Raw genomic sequence first — 16,414 nt, forward strand, 5'->3', positions numbered from 1 at the left:
GGTGCGAATATCCTTGTGGATGGCTTTGTACTTTTTATAAAACTCCTTTTCCGTCATAGTATGGTCTTGATTTTAGGATGAGTACCAAGCCCGGCGACTGCCCGAAGCTGTTTTTGCTTAATCAGGATTGCCTTTGCACGGAGCTTCACAAGCTTCAATTGCTTGCCTGTGTCAATGCTTACCTTTTTACCTTTGGGTGCAGATTGTTTTTGTTTGGCCAGTCGTTTGGGGAATTCTTTTTTATCCTGCTCAAATAGCTGCATCGCCTCATTGGTAAGGCTGTCAGTAGAGTTGCTTCGCTTTGTTCCCTTATCTAAAAACTCATCGTAATAATGGCGTGGAATTTTAACCGATAAACTAAACCGTTCACCAAGCAGATTAAGAAGCTTAGGCATCTTGCTTTCTTCTATCGAAGCCTTCATATTGCCTGAAACCATTTCAAAACCATCCCGATTATTAACCAGGAGCTTCACCACTTCTTTATCGGTGTAAATGGGGATATGTGTTTTAGTTTTAGGCATGATGACCTTAAAAGTGCCATCATAATGCCTGGCTATTGTAATCCTGTTTTCGGTGGCAATGGTTGCACCATTGCGGAGGCTCATAATGTGCTTTTGCAGTTTGGCTATTGGAGCTACAACATAGTTGTCGGGCGACCATGCCTCACTCATTAAAATACCTTTTTGAACACCTCTGCCTTTGGTGGTAAAGCTTACCAACTTGCCTGAAAAGTCCGCAGAGCCTTGAAGTATGTTTCCTGTAACGATGTATCGTATTTGACGGTCTGCTGTGAAGTCTTTTATGGCTTCATCCCAACGCTCAATCAAGCTTTCCTTTTGACCTGTGGAGAGCTGCATGCTACGGCTCATTACACGCTCAATTTCTTTGGCAGTATCGCCCGAAGCAGGGAGAACTATGTATTTACGGCTGTCCGATATGGCAAAACAAAGCTTTACCGATGAAGGTGCATAAGGATTCTTGCGTTTTGGGTTGATGTCGAAACCAAGAAATACGGAGTATGAATTGGAACTGCTATCGGTTTCAAAACTGACTGCCGGATAGAAATAGCCATGACCGACTTTGAAAAACTTGAAAAAGTTGTTCAAGTAGCGTTTTCGGTTCTCGCTTTGTGTTTTGGTCTTGGTAATTTCGGCTTGTTTCCCCTCTTCAATTTCTTCGGTTCTTTCAGCGACATAATCTCTTTGGGCTGCTTTGTCATATACAGGAATTTTCTGATAGCCTTTCTCATCGGTAATGCCATTAAAAAGGTCTTTGTATTTATCCTCCAACGCCTTTAAATCGTTAGATAACTTATTTTGGACGAATTTCTCGTGAGCCAAAACTATTTCTTCAGAAATGCTATCAGGGTGTTTGCTGCTTAGTTGTTTTTGAATCAGCTTTTCAAGTTCAGCCTTGCCATAGGGCTTTTTCAAAACGTTGCATTCGCACTTTTCCAAATAGGTATCGTTACCAAATACCGAACGTCCACCTTTCCCGGCAATCACAACACGTTTTTCAAGTGATTCCGCTTTCAGGTTCAGGACTTCCACTTCAAGGTCGTACTCATCGGCTTGCTTGAGGTATTCGATGTAATCGTTATATCGCTCAATGACTTCCTGATAGAATTTCTCTTGTTCCTTAACCGATAGAACAGCCACACGCCCTGTTACTTTTGAAGCATCACCTTCGGATGGTGTCTCATCACTCTCTTTGCCCTCAAATTTGAGTGGGTTATCCAGGGCTTTATTTAGCTCTTCATTCTCCAACATGTATTGACGAACTACCTTGTCTCCATACTTATTCAGAAAGTCATCCGATTCCAATTGTGACGTGCTGCTTTTCTGGTTGGAAGTGGTATTAGCATCCAGTGATTTCAGCTTCTTTTTGAGCATCATCATAAAACGCTTTTGTGCCGGGATAGATGAAATAATGTAATCATAAATCGGTTTCATTATCTGCCCTGTGCGATTGATACGACCACGCTTTTGAATTTCAGTATTGATGTTTAGCTCCGGTTGGAGTATCACCATCACACGCTGCTTCACCTGATCAGCTGATACCTTATCGGTAACAATGGCATGTGCCGAAGCTCCTGTAGAACCACTTTGGTTAATCAACAAGCAATCAATTTCATTGTCGTTGAACTGACGGAACAGGTCAGCTGTATTTTCCTTTTTCCGGCTCATCACCAAAGCCGTTGTGTTATTGGCTTTGGTAGATTTGTACTGTACACAAAGCTTACGTCCTGTCACTTCGCCAACTGAATAGCCGGCTTCTTTAATTTTCTGTATAATCAGGTCCAGGGGACTTATTGTAATTCCTGTTGAAGCTTTTTCAATGCGTTGAATAATAACACGATATGCAAACTGAGCTTCTTCCGGTAAGTCAGCAATATTGAACTGTTTACCTTTGCCTTCTCCGTCAATATCCTTTTCAGTATAACGAAGAACTGAATCCAATCCTTTTTCCAACACAGTTGAAAAATCACCATTAATAATATCATCCGGTTTTGCCATTCCCTCCAGGAAACTTCCCATTGTTGATGCAAAAGCGATAATCGGTTTCTTTCCTTCTTTTAAACGCTTAATGGCATGATTGGCTACATCATTGGCATTGATGGAAAACAACAATTGATTGATAACATTGAAAACCTTTGAGAAATACGGCACATTATCAACTCCTGCCTTGCTTGTTCCTTTCCTGGTTTCTACTTCCTTTCCCTCGGCTGCAGCAATCTTATCCAGCTGCTTAACCTGTTTGTTAATATACTTCTCCTGGAAACCTATAATATCACGAATGATAGCCGTTACTTTATCAGCAATATCAGCCTGTTCTTTGGCTTTTTCTTTTAGCTCGATGTAGTTTACTTCCACACCCTCAAAAGAACGTTCTCGTCTTATCATTTGCCCTTCTGAAACCAATTGCGCTGCTAATACTTCCTGTAAAGCCACACCACCTTTCATGATGGCTTCCACCAAATCCTCTTTAGGCATATTGGCATCACTCATCGAAGTCTTTTGAGCGTAAATAGGCATGTTATCTGGTCGCTTGGCAAATGTGGCAGAAAGGAAACAAACACCTTTGGTTTGCCTCAAAACATCTTGCATAAATTCACCTGTATTGGAGCTTCCCGAAGCATTGTGAGCTTCGTCCATAATTATAATGTTCCCTTTAGCTGCTGAGCTTAAAAACTCCTGCTTGGCTGGTTTCTTGGGTTGGTTGAATTGCGAATAGGTGGCACAAACAAAGTTATAGTTTTTAGGTACTTTCTTGCACTTGATAATCCTTTCTTGTGTTGGCTTTTCAGGTGCAGTATAAACTATCACACCGCTTTTATCTTTTACATTGGTTTTACTCTCTTTGGTGTTCACGATAAAAGGAACCAGGGCAGAACTTCCAATGTCTGATAAATCCCGATACAGGTCAGTAAACAAATTGGGCTTTTCAGAAAGGAAGATTGGTTGCAAACCACTTTTAACACCGTAGCGTATCAAAGCTGCTGCGGTTCTACCTTTACCAATACCTGTTTGGTCACCAACAATGATTCCCTGGCCACGCTTTTCAATATTGTAGATGGCCAACGAAACAGCATCAATCTGTTCGCATGAAAGCGATTTTACAAGTTCATCATTTTCGTAATCGAGTTTCTCAGAGATGTAATCAAACAAAGGCATCCCAATGCTTTTCTTGATTTTGCGGATAGCAATGTGCATTTCATGTCCCATTGAATCGGGCACTGTTGTATCCAGGATAAAACCTTTTTCGGCAGTCGGGATATAAGCCATACCCAGACCCTGAACACCCAACATTCCTTGTAGGTATTCATGTTCGTTTTGAGCCAGTTTTTGAGTTCGGATAAAGCTTTTATTATCCTTTGAAGAAAAGCCCAGTTCAATTAACCTGGAAACAATATGCCCCTTTGGTTTTTGGCTGAACTTTATCTTTATGCTTTTTTTCTGGAATTTAATTTCGGATTTCATATTGCTTTTGTTTTAGAAGGATGGCTTTAGCTCTCAACTTTACTAAGCTCAATTGTTTGTTATTAGTATTACTTTGGGGATTCTCTAACCACACCCTGTCCCAAAGCTCTTCGTGAGTATTGACTACAGAGCTATGCAGTTTATTTTTAAGGGGTGCTGCACCTCCCGGTGTTTCTTTTGCTCCATCAATCAGAATCAATCGGGTATTGACCGATGTTCCTTGTCTGGAGTAAAGTTTTTTCCCGTTTATCAGGATAATGTCCTCTACATTGTAAAAGTGATAGAGGTGATTCAGGAAGATTCTATTAGCTCCGGCAGTCACCCTGCCTTGTTCATCCCAGGTAGTATGGCCTCCTATGATAATGGCTGCTTTACCATCATCTTTCATGCAATGCAAAGCTTTCAATGCCATTGCATGTTCCAGGCGTTTAATCTTGAATTTACCGAACATCATAGGTTCAGAGAGTGAACCAAAAGGAGGATTGGTGATTACACCATCAAATTTTCTTTCATAGGGATATGGAGGTTTTAAGGCATCCCAACTGCTGACCTTTGCAAAAGGTTGTTCTTTCAGGTTAGCCAAGCGTACATCATCCAGTTCGTTTACATGGGTGAATTGATAAGGTAGAGCAATCGTTAAGAGTCCGTTCCCTGCCGATGGTTCTAAATACTTTGGAAAGTCACTATCAGTATTATTTTTGAGAATATAGCTCGATGCCAGGAACGAAATAGGTGCAGGCGTAGAATATTGCTGCATCAACACGCTCATGCTTGTTCGCATAGACAGGTTGACCTGTGATTGATACAGGGCTACAATATAAAGGTACTTTTCGTAAGTGATCAACGAATTATCGTGTGCTGTCTCTCGTGCATTAAGGATTATTGCCAGTTCGGTATATTCCTTAACCAGGTTCTTGTTGGTGATACCAAAACCTTTGGCAATGCTTTCAATAGTGGTTTTAGAGTGCTTACGACCATTCAGTAAATCCTCACGAATCCTTGATATGTAGCCCTGTTTATTCATTTAAAACTATTCAAGTGTGATAGATTTCTCTGATTCGTCAGTAAACCTCAATTTCATGCTGTTTCCAACTACATCCACAGCAACGCTGTTAACCCCTGCATCGACAAAGTTTTTCATAAACTCTATCTGAAAATTCAATAGTTCTGTAAGTTGAGCTTGCCAGTTTTCCCCTTCAATAATCCCTGCCTCCACATAGGTATTGATAAAATGTGTTAGAAACTCGGGAATATTAACCAGATTGGTATCCCAGTCTGCACCTACGGTTGCATTTTCTTCAATGTCTGAAAGCTTGTCTTCATCAACTTGCGGATAACTGCGTTTTTGCGTATTTGCTTCAATAGCTGCGGCCTGTTCTGGGGAAATAGTAACAGGCTTATTCTGTATATTCGTCTCCCAATCCGCACCAATAGTCGCATTCTCTTCAATTCCTGCTAACTTATCGGCATCTACTTGTGGATAGCTTACCTTTTGTGTATTGGCTTCAATAGCTGTTGCTTGTTCTGGGGAAATGGTGACAGGTTTGTTTTGTACATTCGTTTCCCAATCCGCTCCAAGTGTAGCATTTTCTTCTATGCCAGCTAACTTATCAGCATCTACTTGTGGATAACTTACCTTTTGTGTATTAGCTTCAATAGCTGTTGCTTGTTCCTCGGTAATTGTAACAGGCTTATTCTGTACATTTGACTCCCAGTCTGCTCCGGCAGTTGCGTTTTCTTCAATCCCTGCAAGCTTATCTGCATCTACTTGTGGATAGCTATTCTTTTGGCTATTTGTTTCAATAGCTGCTGCTTGTTCAGGAGATATGGTTACAGGTTTGTTCTGCACATTTTGCTCCCAGTCTGCTCCAACAGTTGCATTCTCTTCAATTCCTGTCAACTTATCTGCATCCGCTTGTGGATAGCTTACTTTTTGCGTATTGGCTTCGATAGCTTCGGCTTGCTCAGGAGAAATGGTAACTGGTTTGTTCTGCACATTTGATTCCCAGTCTGCCCCAACAGTCGCATTTTCCTCGATACCCGATAACTTATCTTCATCGGTTTGTGGGTAACTGCGTTTTTGAGTATTCGCTTCAATAGCTGCTGCCTGTTCCTGAGAAATGGTTACAGGTTTGTTCTGTACATTTTGTTCCCAATCTGCTCCAATAGTAGCGTTTTCTTCAATTCCAGACAGCTTATCTTCATCTGCCTGTGGGTAGCTGCGTTTATTGTTATTGGATTCAATGTCTGCTGCTTGTTGTGGGGAGATGGTTACAGGTTTATTCTGCACATTTTGCTCCCAATCAGCACCAACAGTCGCATTTTCCTCGATACCGGAAAGCTTGTCTTCATCATTTTGAGGATAAGTACGTTTTTGAGTATTCGCCTCAATTGCTTCTGCCTGTTCCTGGCTAATTGTTACAGGTTTGTTTTGCACATTGCTTTCCCAGTCTGCTCCGGAAGTTGCGTTTTCTTCAATACCTGCCAACTTCTCGGCATCTTCCTGTGGATAGCTACTCTTTTTATTGTTGTTTTCAATGGCTGTAGCTTGTTCCGGAGAAATGGTATTGGGTTTGTTTTCCAGTTCCTCAAAATTGGAAGTCAGGTTCATATCGTTTTCCAACTGTGATAACTTTGTCGGAATGGCAATATTGATATTTCCATCAGGGTCGGTCACAAAACCGCCATGTACCTCGATACCTCCATTGGGCATATACACAGGACTCTTCTCTGAAATCAATAAGTCTTCGACGTTCCCTGCGATAATCAAACCACCTGAAATCTGTTGTACAATGGTCTTTGGTCTAAAGTCCGGAGCTGATTTTGAACGGGCGATATTAATGAAAGAACCAACCGAAGCTTTATCCAGGATAGTGTCCTGAACATCCCTGTTCATCTTGAAATAAGTATCGGAAAATACAATCTTATTATAACCTCGGTCAAATACACATGATTGATTGACCTTAGCCTCAAAACAGCAATCGTCTATGTTCGTAGTACTGTTCAGAAATGCCAATGCACCGCTTCCTTCATCGCTGTACTCAAAACGGATATCCCTGAAATTAATGGCACTATTGTAAATCTCAATAGCCTTGTCGCTCTGGAAAATTACAGGTTTTACGTAAGTACCAACCATACCATCCACCTTGTTACTCAATGAGCAGATGTTGATTTGATAGGAAAAATCACGAAGTACCAGGAATGTTCCCAGGTCGTTAATAAAAGTACCGTCCTCGAACATGATACTGATACTTGCACTTTCGTTGGTATGGTATTTCAATGCTTTAGGCAATGAATCGAATAAAAGCTGGAGCTTTGAAAATGGAGTTCCCGAAGGAATGATGATTGCCTTTTGGTCAAGGTCATACTCAAAACCTGAAATTTGTTGGTCTTTACTCATGTCAAATACGCCTTGGAATACCTTGTATTGTTCGTGTTCCATTCCTAAGTAAGCGTACTGGCCATCGGAAGCCCATTCGCCTTTTTTAAGTAGCGGAGGGGTTGTTCCCCTAAACATCTTGATTGTTCCCATATATATTATTTTTTTAGTATCAAGTATTAAGATTTGAGTATCAAGATGATTTACACAATGGTAATAGTCTTGTGTCTTGATACTTTTGTCTTGTGTCTTTTTATATCATTGAATAAGCTTTGTCGAATAGTTCTGTGCTGACATAATTGCCTCCATTTTCAACCCTGGCTATTGAAAGCACCAAAAGGCGAAGCGTATTTTTGGTAGGTAATAGCTTGGCTGTTTTATTGACCTTTAAGTCCTGACAAACCGTATTGATGTATGCTGCGGTGTTATTCTCAAACTTGGGTGCGTATTCCTTAATAAGAGCCGGAACCGTATTCTTGCCTTTTTCGATGTCGTGCTTGAGGTCTTTTATCATGGCACGTACACCATATTCTGGCGAAATGAACATTTCAAAACGCCTGTCTTTGTTTTGCTCTTTGGGTAGTTTGCCGTTCCATTTGATTTTGGTATAAATCAGGTTTCCCGGATTGTTGTTCCTGATTCCCCTGGGGGCATTCGATAAGTAGTTGTTGCCACCATTCCAGTTCTTAAAATTGGATGGTAACTGATTGCTGTTTGTTGTAAAAATGTTAGAACCACCAGGAGGCAATAGCCCTTGCCGTTTCGCTGTTTTTCCAGCTTTTAATGCAGACTGCTTCCTATTTCGTCTGCGAATAAGTAAAACGGTGGTAACTATTGCTCCCGTGGTTAACACCCCTCCCGAAATAAATAATATCTTCTTTTTCTTGTTCATAGCTGTAATCGTGTTTTAAAGAGGGATTCCCCAAGAGTCGAACTTGGGTTTGATTTTGGCAATTTCTTTACTGTCCAGTTCGGCTCTTAACCACCCGATAAGATTGTAGTTCTGACCTAAGAATGCAGCTCTTGCGCCCCATAGGTATTGTTTCATGCCGAAGGCTTTAATTACAAGCAACATGTCATCCTTGGATTGAATCTTAGCGATGGTGCTATAAATGGTAGCTTCATCAGTACCGATGTCAAGCATTGCACCATATAAAGTGTTTGCAAACAAGGCAGCATCAGATGGAGAGATGGTCAGGTTCTCTTTCTTCAGAACCATTTCACTTAATGAGGGAGCTACCTGTGAGGTTGTTCCGTCAGCATTACGCTTGAACATCTTTTTGATGGCATAAACACCGATACCGATAGCCAATATAGGTACTCCAATGCGTATTCCTGTGCCAATTAATGCTGCTTTGTTTGCCTGGTCCATTTGTAAACTGTTTTAGATGTATCTCAATGCGGTCTTTACAATCTTTGGGTTCTTTACCACCTTGGTCAGTAGCTTGATGATGTCCTCCTGGTCAACCTTGTTAACCGCATTTTGTATCAGGTTTCCCATCTGCTGAACCGTCTCCGGAGCTTCAGCTTCAATCGTGATTCCTACTTTGAATTTTCGCATAATCGTTTGTTTTAAATGTTTATTCTTCACTATCCGTTTGCTGCATTCCTTGTAAAGTTTGGTTCAGGAATGCAAGGGTTTTATTGATGAGTTCCGCTTTATCCAGGCACAGCCCAACAATGTTGGCTATCTTGGCCACATCTTGCAATTCCCACGTCATAAGTGCATCCGAAAGGTTCTTGATAATCTCTGCTTTCTTTTTGTCTTCAGGAGAACTTGCTGAACCCATATCGGTAATCTCAACATTGGTATCTGGAATTGTGGCTGATTCTTCAGGACTGTCATCGACCATACCCAATGCACCTTTCAATTCTTCTGCGGTAAGCCCTAACAACTCTGCTGTTTTGGGACTATTGGTAAGTATGCGTGAACCTAAACCGACCAATGCACCTGTTGCAACCCTTTTCATCACTTCGTTGGGAGCATAACCAGCCAAGCGGTTTTCAAGGTCTGACTTTTCTGTTTTTAGCTCCTTATTTTCGCTCTGATAACGGTCTTTTTCCGCACGTAGTTCGGCATTCTCGTTACGCAAACGCTCATATCTTTCTTCCAGGTTGGTGTAGCGTGTCTCGAACTTAAAATCATCCAATTGTTTTTGGTAGTTGATGCGCTCCACTTCTTTGTTGTTGCCCGATAGCGCATTGAACAGTCCAAACAAACCTTCAACTTTGCTTTTTGCCTGTTCGTTTTCTCCTGTAATCAAACCTAACAAACCATTCAGCTCACCAATCTCATCCGTACTGTTCTGAATTTGGTGCTGCTTCATTTCCTCTTTAATGATGGTATGGATTTCAGCCCTTTCAATGGGTTCTTTGGGTGGATTTAATAACCCACTAACATTTACCGTGTAGTCGTTGATGTGTTTTGCATTATGGCTCTTGCCACCATATACCACCACACGCAAAGTGCCGTGTGCCTGTTTGGCTTTTTCGATAGCCTTTTCTATATCGCTGTTGAACATCTCTGTTCCTGCGGTTCTTGATGTAAGTGCCGTCTCATCAACACCTGTCAATAAGAATATTTCATAAGCGTATGGGTATTTTTGTTCAACCTCGGAACGCTTGATAAACTCGTATATGCTTTGTATCTGGTCTCTGTAATCTAGCATAGTTGTATTAATTACGGTGAGGGATAATCTTTACAAACTCCAATCGGTAAGGCTTAAAGCTTTCCGTTTGGGTTTTAATGTCGATGTAATCGGTGAATACCTGGTAACGGTACTCATCCATAAAGTCGTACTCTTCGGGTGTTGCAGTAAACACGTTATCGCTGCTTATCATTTCCAATTCATCAATTGAACCGGGAAGACCTTTGGTGTTCAGAATCCACATGTCGTTTTTCAAATCAAGTGACATGTCGGGACTTGTTACCCTGACTACCGTTGGTTTTAACTGGTAACTATCAATGGTTCGTAGTCCGGCAATACGGTCTTTGGCGATGGTATGTAATAACTCACTAGTGTTCATTGCTCACTTCCTCCTGATTTGAGTTCGACAATTGAAGTTCTTTTTTGGATGGGGCTTCGTACTCGATATAAATCCTGATGGTCAGGATATTTTCATCGCTATTCTTGTTGCTTTTGAATACCGTGTAGATGTTGCTGTTTACTTCCAATGGCTCATGGAAAGGAATAATCTCTTTACTGAGATATTTAATCTTTCTGTTTGCCGTAACCATGTAATCACGAAGCAAGAAACTGTTACCGTTTACCAATAAGCTGATATTGCCACATTCGTAAGATTCCGGTTGTTCGTATGCCTTGATGGTTCTTTTGAACAATTCATCTTTATGCTGATAGGTAAAAAACAAGGTCTGCTGTGCGATAAAATCAGAAAACTCAAGGTTGGTCATTCCTAATCCCCTGGCAAACAAATTGGCTTCGTCATAAATGTAGTCGGTAAACTGTTTGTTGAATACCTGGGAAATATGGTCGCTCAGTTCCTTTTGCTCATCTTTATCCAGGCACGAATAAGCGATGCCGTTGGTCAGTACCCTGACAATCTCCGGCAGGATATCGCTTTCAAAGAATGCACGGCTATCATATTCGTCAGCCCTGGTGCGTAAAAAGGAGTAGAATAAGTCCGTAATCTGCTCATCGCTTAACAGGTCGGTAATCAATGATTGTGGAAAAGCCAGGCTCTCCACCACATCAATCAGCTCTGTTTTCTTTTTTACGGTAGCGATAACAGCCAAACCGGTTATCAACTTACAGGAAGCAGGAAGTAAATCCTGTGCGTTGATATGGTTGTTGTCCTCGGATTTATGCGTAATAACAAAATATCTTTTCATATCGGGAGTATTGGGGAGTTGCTAATTATCTACCTCTGCAAGCAGATATACACGGACATGGTAACTATCGTTAACAGTCAGATTTTCGCTATCATCCTTGTAAATGATTCTGACAGGGCTGTTCTTGGCTTTTTCGTCCACAGGAAAAGTCACGTCTTTGATGCTCATATCATCATTATGATGTAACAAGGCCACTTCTGTATCATCCGGAATTATCTCGGTATCGTCAATCCAAACACGAAGTGTTGCTCCGGATAAGGCTTGTGGATTCGATAGGCGTAGGAAGATTCCTTTTATGCGGTCGTGTTCTGTTTTGGTGTTACCGTTGAACTCAAAGGTTTCTCCTTTCTTGACCTCGAACTTTACAACCTGTAGCTTCTTTATGTTGTTGTCTTGTACTTCCATTGGTATAAGTGATTAAGAAAAAAGGGGCGGAAGCAGATACCGCTACCGCCCCTCTAACGATTATGGCATACCCTAAAAACTATGCTTTCTCTGTGATTGTACCCAATAGCGTAATCTTAACAGCCGGGTTGAAAACCTTGTCGCTGTTGTTGATAGCCTTTGGCATATTCAACTTTGGCGTGATGTCCATTGATGGCTTTAACCACTTTGGATTGGCAAGCTTGTACTGGAACTTACGCTTGGTTGTATCTGTATCATCGAATACCGCACATGAAACCTCTGGAAGAATTACTTTCGTTCCCAATGTCATCTCGAACGTACCGTTAAGGATTTGTGCAGGAAGTGCGAACTGACCAAATGAGAAATCAGCCGGGTCGTTATCATCTTCCGATGCACCGTGAGCGTACTCAAGAACGATATCAGTCAATAAGAAATACTTTCCTGAATCCAACTGGGCACGGTTCAGGTTGGTACGTCCAGCCTTTTTATCATCCGATGCTTCCATCAAATCAATGTCTGACTTATCCTTAATGGATTTAATGGTATAGATTGCCGTATCAACGGTCTGCATACGTGCATCTTTCAATGCTTTTTGAATCTCTGCCGGAAGCTGTTGTCTGCGCAATTCAAACTGACCTTTTGAAGTCAATTGGGTTGTCAAACCAGTTTTTACGGCTGTACTTCTTCTACCTGCATTGTATGACCTGCGAACGGCACGTCTGCGGTAACTACGTCTGCGACCTCTATGGCTTCTGCGTCTTCTTCTGCGTCTCGAACGTCCGAGTTCACCGATGCCTTCCGTTGCATCATCCTGGTCATCTTCTTTATCCAGGGTATCCTCTTCCTTATCGAGAATCGCTTCTTCTAAACCTTCTATATCTTCCATTGAAGGGTACAAATCACTTTGCTCATTAATCTCTGCCATGATAATTTGTTTTTGTGGCTCAATAGCCTGTTATAAAATTGAATTGATTACTTAGTTGTGAATAAATCAGGATGCCATCATATCACCCGAAAAGATGTCATAGTCCATGCTGTCGGGGTCGATGTCTTTTATCTTACCGATTTGAGGTTCTTCATCATCCGGATAGTCTGTTTTGCCGATAGGTTCATCGCTCATTGCATAATCTGCTGCTGCACTTCCCACAGGGTCGTCACTCATGGAGTAATCTTCTGCTGCACCAGAAACAGAAGCTTCTATTTCTCGTTCGATGTCAATATCGGCTGCTGGCAATGCCTGTGTGATTGGGTTTAATGCTTGAAGCCCGTCTACTTCTTCGTAGTCCACATCAATAACATCCTCTTCACCCATTAAACCCGTTAATCCCTGAAGAATGGTTTTGCCTGTTGCTTTTTTGATGGTGGCTTCAACTCCGGCTCCTGCCACACCATACAAGCCCATCTTGATGAACTCGTTCTTGGTAAACTGCTGACCTACCAGACCACCCATTGTAACCACTGCCGGAACGATATAACCTTTCATGTCGTTACCTAGCAAACCGCTAACTGTTCCGCTCTTTTGGAGCTTCTTAACAGCGTACTTTCCAACCGCAAACCCTGCTACGGCAGCAATGGGCTTGCCTATGTTGTTGGTGGCTTTCATAAAGTCAATTTTTGTCCCTGCGGATGTTCTCCTAGGGCTTGACGTTGTTTTCTTAACTGCCATGTTCTTAATTTTTAATGATTGTTTATCTATGGAGACAAGGCGTACCTTGTCTTTACTTTAATTCTATGCTTCCTAATGCCTTTTTCGAAGTGGATTTCTTTGATGGCGTGCTTCGCTTTGGCTTATCATCATCCTTGTTGCGGAATGCGAAGTATGCACCTGTACCAAGCAATGCCAATGCACCGATTCCGATACCTATTTTAGCTCCCTTGCTCATTCCTTTTTTCATTGGAACAGCATTATGGGTAGCCCTTTGCGGAACTGTAGGTGTTACGTATGGAGCAACCGATGTTGATTGTGGGATTGCCTGAGGTACATAACTATTTGAATTTACTACAGGCTGTGGCGTATAACTATTGGTTTCCGGAGCTACGTAGTTTGAAGTCTCCTGAACTTGTTGATTTGATTTGGATGGTATATACTGCGATACAGTATTCTTGATTTTCTTAGCTTTTGAGAATTTGCTTTTAATCTTCGAAAAGATGTTTTTAACTGGTTTCAACCAGCTTTTTATCTTGGCTAACACTCCCGATGCTGCTCCAACCGAAGCTGCGGTAGCTGCTGCACCTAAATGTCCCAAATCTCCAAGTTCTCCGATTGCTTCCAGTCCTTGCAAATCAAGCAATAATCCATCAACACCTTTTAGAGAGAAATCTTTACTTTTCTGTTTAGCTCCTTTTAAAATGGCTTTTCTCAGGTTCTTTTCCCTGCCTTGTAAGCCTTTAAATAATTTACGAACACGTTTATGGCGTTTCTTTAAATCCCTTAGTTTCTTTGCATCAATACCATATTTAGATGCTGATTGTTCCGGTAGGTAAGCATATTGAAGTTTCTTTGCTATGCCAAACATGTTCAATCGTAATGCGGCCAACAGTCCATTACGAATAGCGATAGAAAGCGGATTAAAACGCACAATGGCTTTGGCTACTTTCTTGGCGATTTTACCAACCTTTTTAATGTGTTTTTTAACTCCCTTTTTAATCTTTTTGCCGATACGCTTTAAGGATCTGAAGAAACCTCCCAAACCTCTGTTTCCTTCAAGACCGTCAATTTCTTCATCAATATCATCCACTTCCGCCAATCCCTCAATGGCATCCATATCCAGTTTAATCAGACCATTCTTTGTCAGTTTATCTTCAATGTCAGATAGTTTTGCCAAAACCTTATCTCGCTGTGGTGTATTCCAAAACTTTATTGCCTGGTTCAGCATAGAAATAAATTGGTCAGGATTTTGGATATGCGCCATCTTAGCCTTGTTATCTGCATTTCTTAAGAGGAAATTACGTGTACGGACTAAATACCGATAGGTAGCATCTTCTGCATCGCCCAAACCGTTTATGGCTTCATCAAAATCAACACCTGAAACAATGGCAATTAGTTCTTCATGGTCGGCTTGTGCCTGATGACCACCTGCCAAATCAATACCCGACAGAACAGAAATGGGTAAACCTAATGAACTTGAGCCTGTCAAACCATCAATCCCCTTTAATCCTGCAATCTGCACAGGAGACATATCAAAATTTGATTTCTCAAAGCTGTATGGTTTCTGGTAGTCAAACTTTGACAGTACCGGGTCAATCACAATTTCATCCTCTGAATCACCTAAAGCAGGGACAATAACATAGATATGCTGAAAGTTCTTTTTACCATCGTACTTGGTAATGCGAAGTTTGAACGGAATGCCCAGGTTCTTCAGAAGCGAACCCACAAAAATGCTGTAATCATCACAGTCAATCCCTGCTGATTTAATCCCTTTTTGTTTGAACCTCATTTGTCCATCCAGCCAGAAACGGGCAGGAGTACGAAGCTGTTCTGTACCGTCTTCGTCTTTATGATATTGGAGATACTTGTATGAAAAGTCAAAGATATTTTTACAACTTGCCTTTACGTTATCGCCTTGCAGCATTGAGGCAAGTTCCTCGACTTCACGGAAATGTTCGGCAATCGTTTCAATACAGCTTTCAACCGTTTCCAAGACGTTACCGTTTTTTATAAATACATCTGTGCCGGATGCTTTTTTTATCAGATGGTTATATTTACGACCATCCTGTGTATTACGTGGGCCGGACACAATGCCCAATTCGCCCAATGCTAATCCGTTCATATTTTGCCTCATTGTGGTTTTATTTTCAATGGTATTCAGCGAACCCAACCTGGCGGTATGGCTTTCGTGCGTTAAATTTTGCGTGGTGGTGATGGTTTCGCCATTGATACTTAGCGAAAGGGTAAAGCTTAAATCGGCTTTAAGCTGTGCGGTGTTTTGGAGCAATGCTGTTGACAGACCTTTGCCAATCAGGTTCAGGTATGGCACTTGAAACTTGATCTCAGGTTCTTGTGTAGAACCTGCTTCAATAGTAAGACCTTTAATATCGGAGGTGGAATAAGCGATTGCCGAACCTTTGTAGTTTGCGACTACCTGGTTAACGGCTAATGTAATGGGAGCATTGGTAGGATTGTAACAGCGAAGCTTGACTGCAAACTGCACTTCTTGCAGATTCAGCTTATGAATGCGGAAACCAAGAAGTGCAAAGTTCATCTTTGCACCGGACAAGAGCTTTCTACCTTTTTTTATCAGGTAAAAACCACCGCCAACGGCTGCTGCAACTGCTAATGTACCTAAGACTTTTTTCGTGCTTGCTTCCATAGTGGGAGCAAACATATGGTAGGCTTATTAGAAGATGTGGTTATATGTTACAATCTGTAACTTTCTGTAGGTATTAGATTAAAGATGTAGATATTTGAGCATATATACACAATATAATGATTGGTATAGTTTTTGAAATTAAGATTATTATATGATACTATTTAAATTCTCCTTTATTAAATTTACTTGCTGTTTTTTTAGAGATATTGACCTTGAAAACTTTGATTGTATTTATAAAGAAATATACATAAGTTTATCAACTGATCTACGGATTTCTTATTGTGAAAGACTTATGAACGAATAATATTTGAAACAAAGAAAAGTAATATAAAAACTATACTTAAGAATGCACGCTTACTTAAATCTGCACAATACGAAATAAGAAAATTAACAACTACAATTTCATAATGATATTTCACATATGATTCAACACTACTTTAACTCTGGTCTGTTTTGAGAAAAATTATAGTGTTGAACAAAAACGAACAAC

13 protein-coding genes are annotated in these 16,414 nt (G+C 41.0%); all 13 read right to left on the reverse strand.

The window, feature by feature from the left end; genetic code table 11:
* Positions 1-53 precede the first annotated feature (53 nt).
* The 13 genes from OM074_RS16810 to OM074_RS16870 all read right to left on the reverse strand — a co-directional run bounded on the left by OM074_RS16810 (position 54) and on the right by OM074_RS16870 (position 15,939).
* Positions 54-3,980 (reverse strand): strawberry notch C-terminal domain-containing protein, encoded by a 3,927-nt coding sequence (locus OM074_RS16810; RefSeq protein WP_301201578.1) that lies wholly within the window; start codon positions 3,978-3,980, stop codon positions 54-56.
* A complete protein-coding gene (locus tag OM074_RS16815) occupies positions 3,964-5,004 on the reverse strand; it encodes a hypothetical protein (protein WP_301201580.1) in 1,041 nt (346 codons plus the stop codon). The genes OM074_RS16810 and OM074_RS16815 overlap by 17 nt, the downstream gene beginning before the upstream one ends.
* 6 nt (positions 5,005-5,010) lie before the next feature.
* Positions 5,011-7,512 carry a hypothetical protein gene (locus OM074_RS16820; protein WP_301201582.1) on the reverse strand — a complete coding sequence of 834 codons (2,502 nt, stop codon included), beginning with the start codon at positions 7,510-7,512 and terminating at the stop codon, positions 5,011-5,013.
* A gap of 100 nt (positions 7,513-7,612) precedes the next feature.
* Positions 7,613-8,251: a hypothetical protein gene (locus OM074_RS16825; RefSeq protein WP_301201584.1), complete on the reverse strand. Its 639-nt coding sequence runs from the start codon at positions 8,249-8,251 to the stop codon at positions 7,613-7,615.
* A 15-nt stretch (positions 8,252-8,266) separates the two neighbouring features.
* Positions 8,267-8,731 (reverse strand): hypothetical protein, encoded by a 465-nt coding sequence (locus OM074_RS16830; RefSeq protein ID WP_301201586.1) that lies wholly within the window; start codon positions 8,729-8,731, stop codon positions 8,267-8,269.
* A 12-nt stretch (positions 8,732-8,743) separates the two neighbouring features.
* Positions 8,744-8,920 (reverse strand): hypothetical protein, encoded by a 177-nt coding sequence (locus OM074_RS16835; protein WP_301201588.1) that lies wholly within the window; start codon positions 8,918-8,920, stop codon positions 8,744-8,746.
* Between the two features lie 19 nt (positions 8,921-8,939).
* Positions 8,940-10,028: a hypothetical protein gene (locus tag OM074_RS16840; protein ID WP_301201590.1), complete on the reverse strand. Its 1,089-nt coding sequence runs from the start codon at positions 10,026-10,028 to the stop codon at positions 8,940-8,942.
* Positions 10,029-10,035: 7 nt separating this feature from the next.
* Positions 10,036-10,386, reverse strand: a complete 351-nt coding sequence (locus OM074_RS16845; RefSeq protein WP_301201592.1) for a hypothetical protein — start codon at positions 10,384-10,386, stop codon at positions 10,036-10,038.
* On the reverse strand, positions 10,376-11,209 hold the full coding sequence (locus OM074_RS16850) for a hypothetical protein (protein WP_301201594.1): 834 nt from the start codon (positions 11,207-11,209) through the stop codon (positions 10,376-10,378). The genes OM074_RS16845 and OM074_RS16850 overlap by 11 nt, the downstream gene beginning before the upstream one ends.
* A gap of 21 nt (positions 11,210-11,230) precedes the next feature.
* Positions 11,231-11,614 carry a hypothetical protein gene (locus OM074_RS16855; RefSeq protein ID WP_301201596.1) on the reverse strand — a complete coding sequence of 128 codons (384 nt, stop codon included), beginning with the start codon at positions 11,612-11,614 and terminating at the stop codon, positions 11,231-11,233.
* 79 nt (positions 11,615-11,693) lie between these two features.
* Positions 11,694-12,512, reverse strand: a complete 819-nt coding sequence (locus tag OM074_RS16860; RefSeq protein WP_301201598.1) for a hypothetical protein — start codon at positions 12,510-12,512, stop codon at positions 11,694-11,696.
* 93 nt (positions 12,513-12,605) lie between these two features.
* A complete protein-coding gene (locus OM074_RS16865) occupies positions 12,606-13,217 on the reverse strand; it encodes a hypothetical protein (protein ID WP_301201600.1) in 612 nt (203 codons plus the stop codon).
* Between the two features lie 115 nt (positions 13,218-13,332).
* Entirely contained in the window at positions 13,333-15,939 is a 2,607-nt protein-coding gene (locus tag OM074_RS16870; RefSeq protein ID WP_301201602.1) for a hypothetical protein, read from the reverse strand.
* Positions 15,940-16,414: the final 475 nt, after the last annotated feature.

Source organism: Plebeiibacterium marinum, from assembly GCF_026013615.1.
Lineage (GTDB): Bacteria > Bacteroidota > Bacteroidia > Bacteroidales > Marinilabiliaceae > Saccharicrinis > Saccharicrinis marinus_A.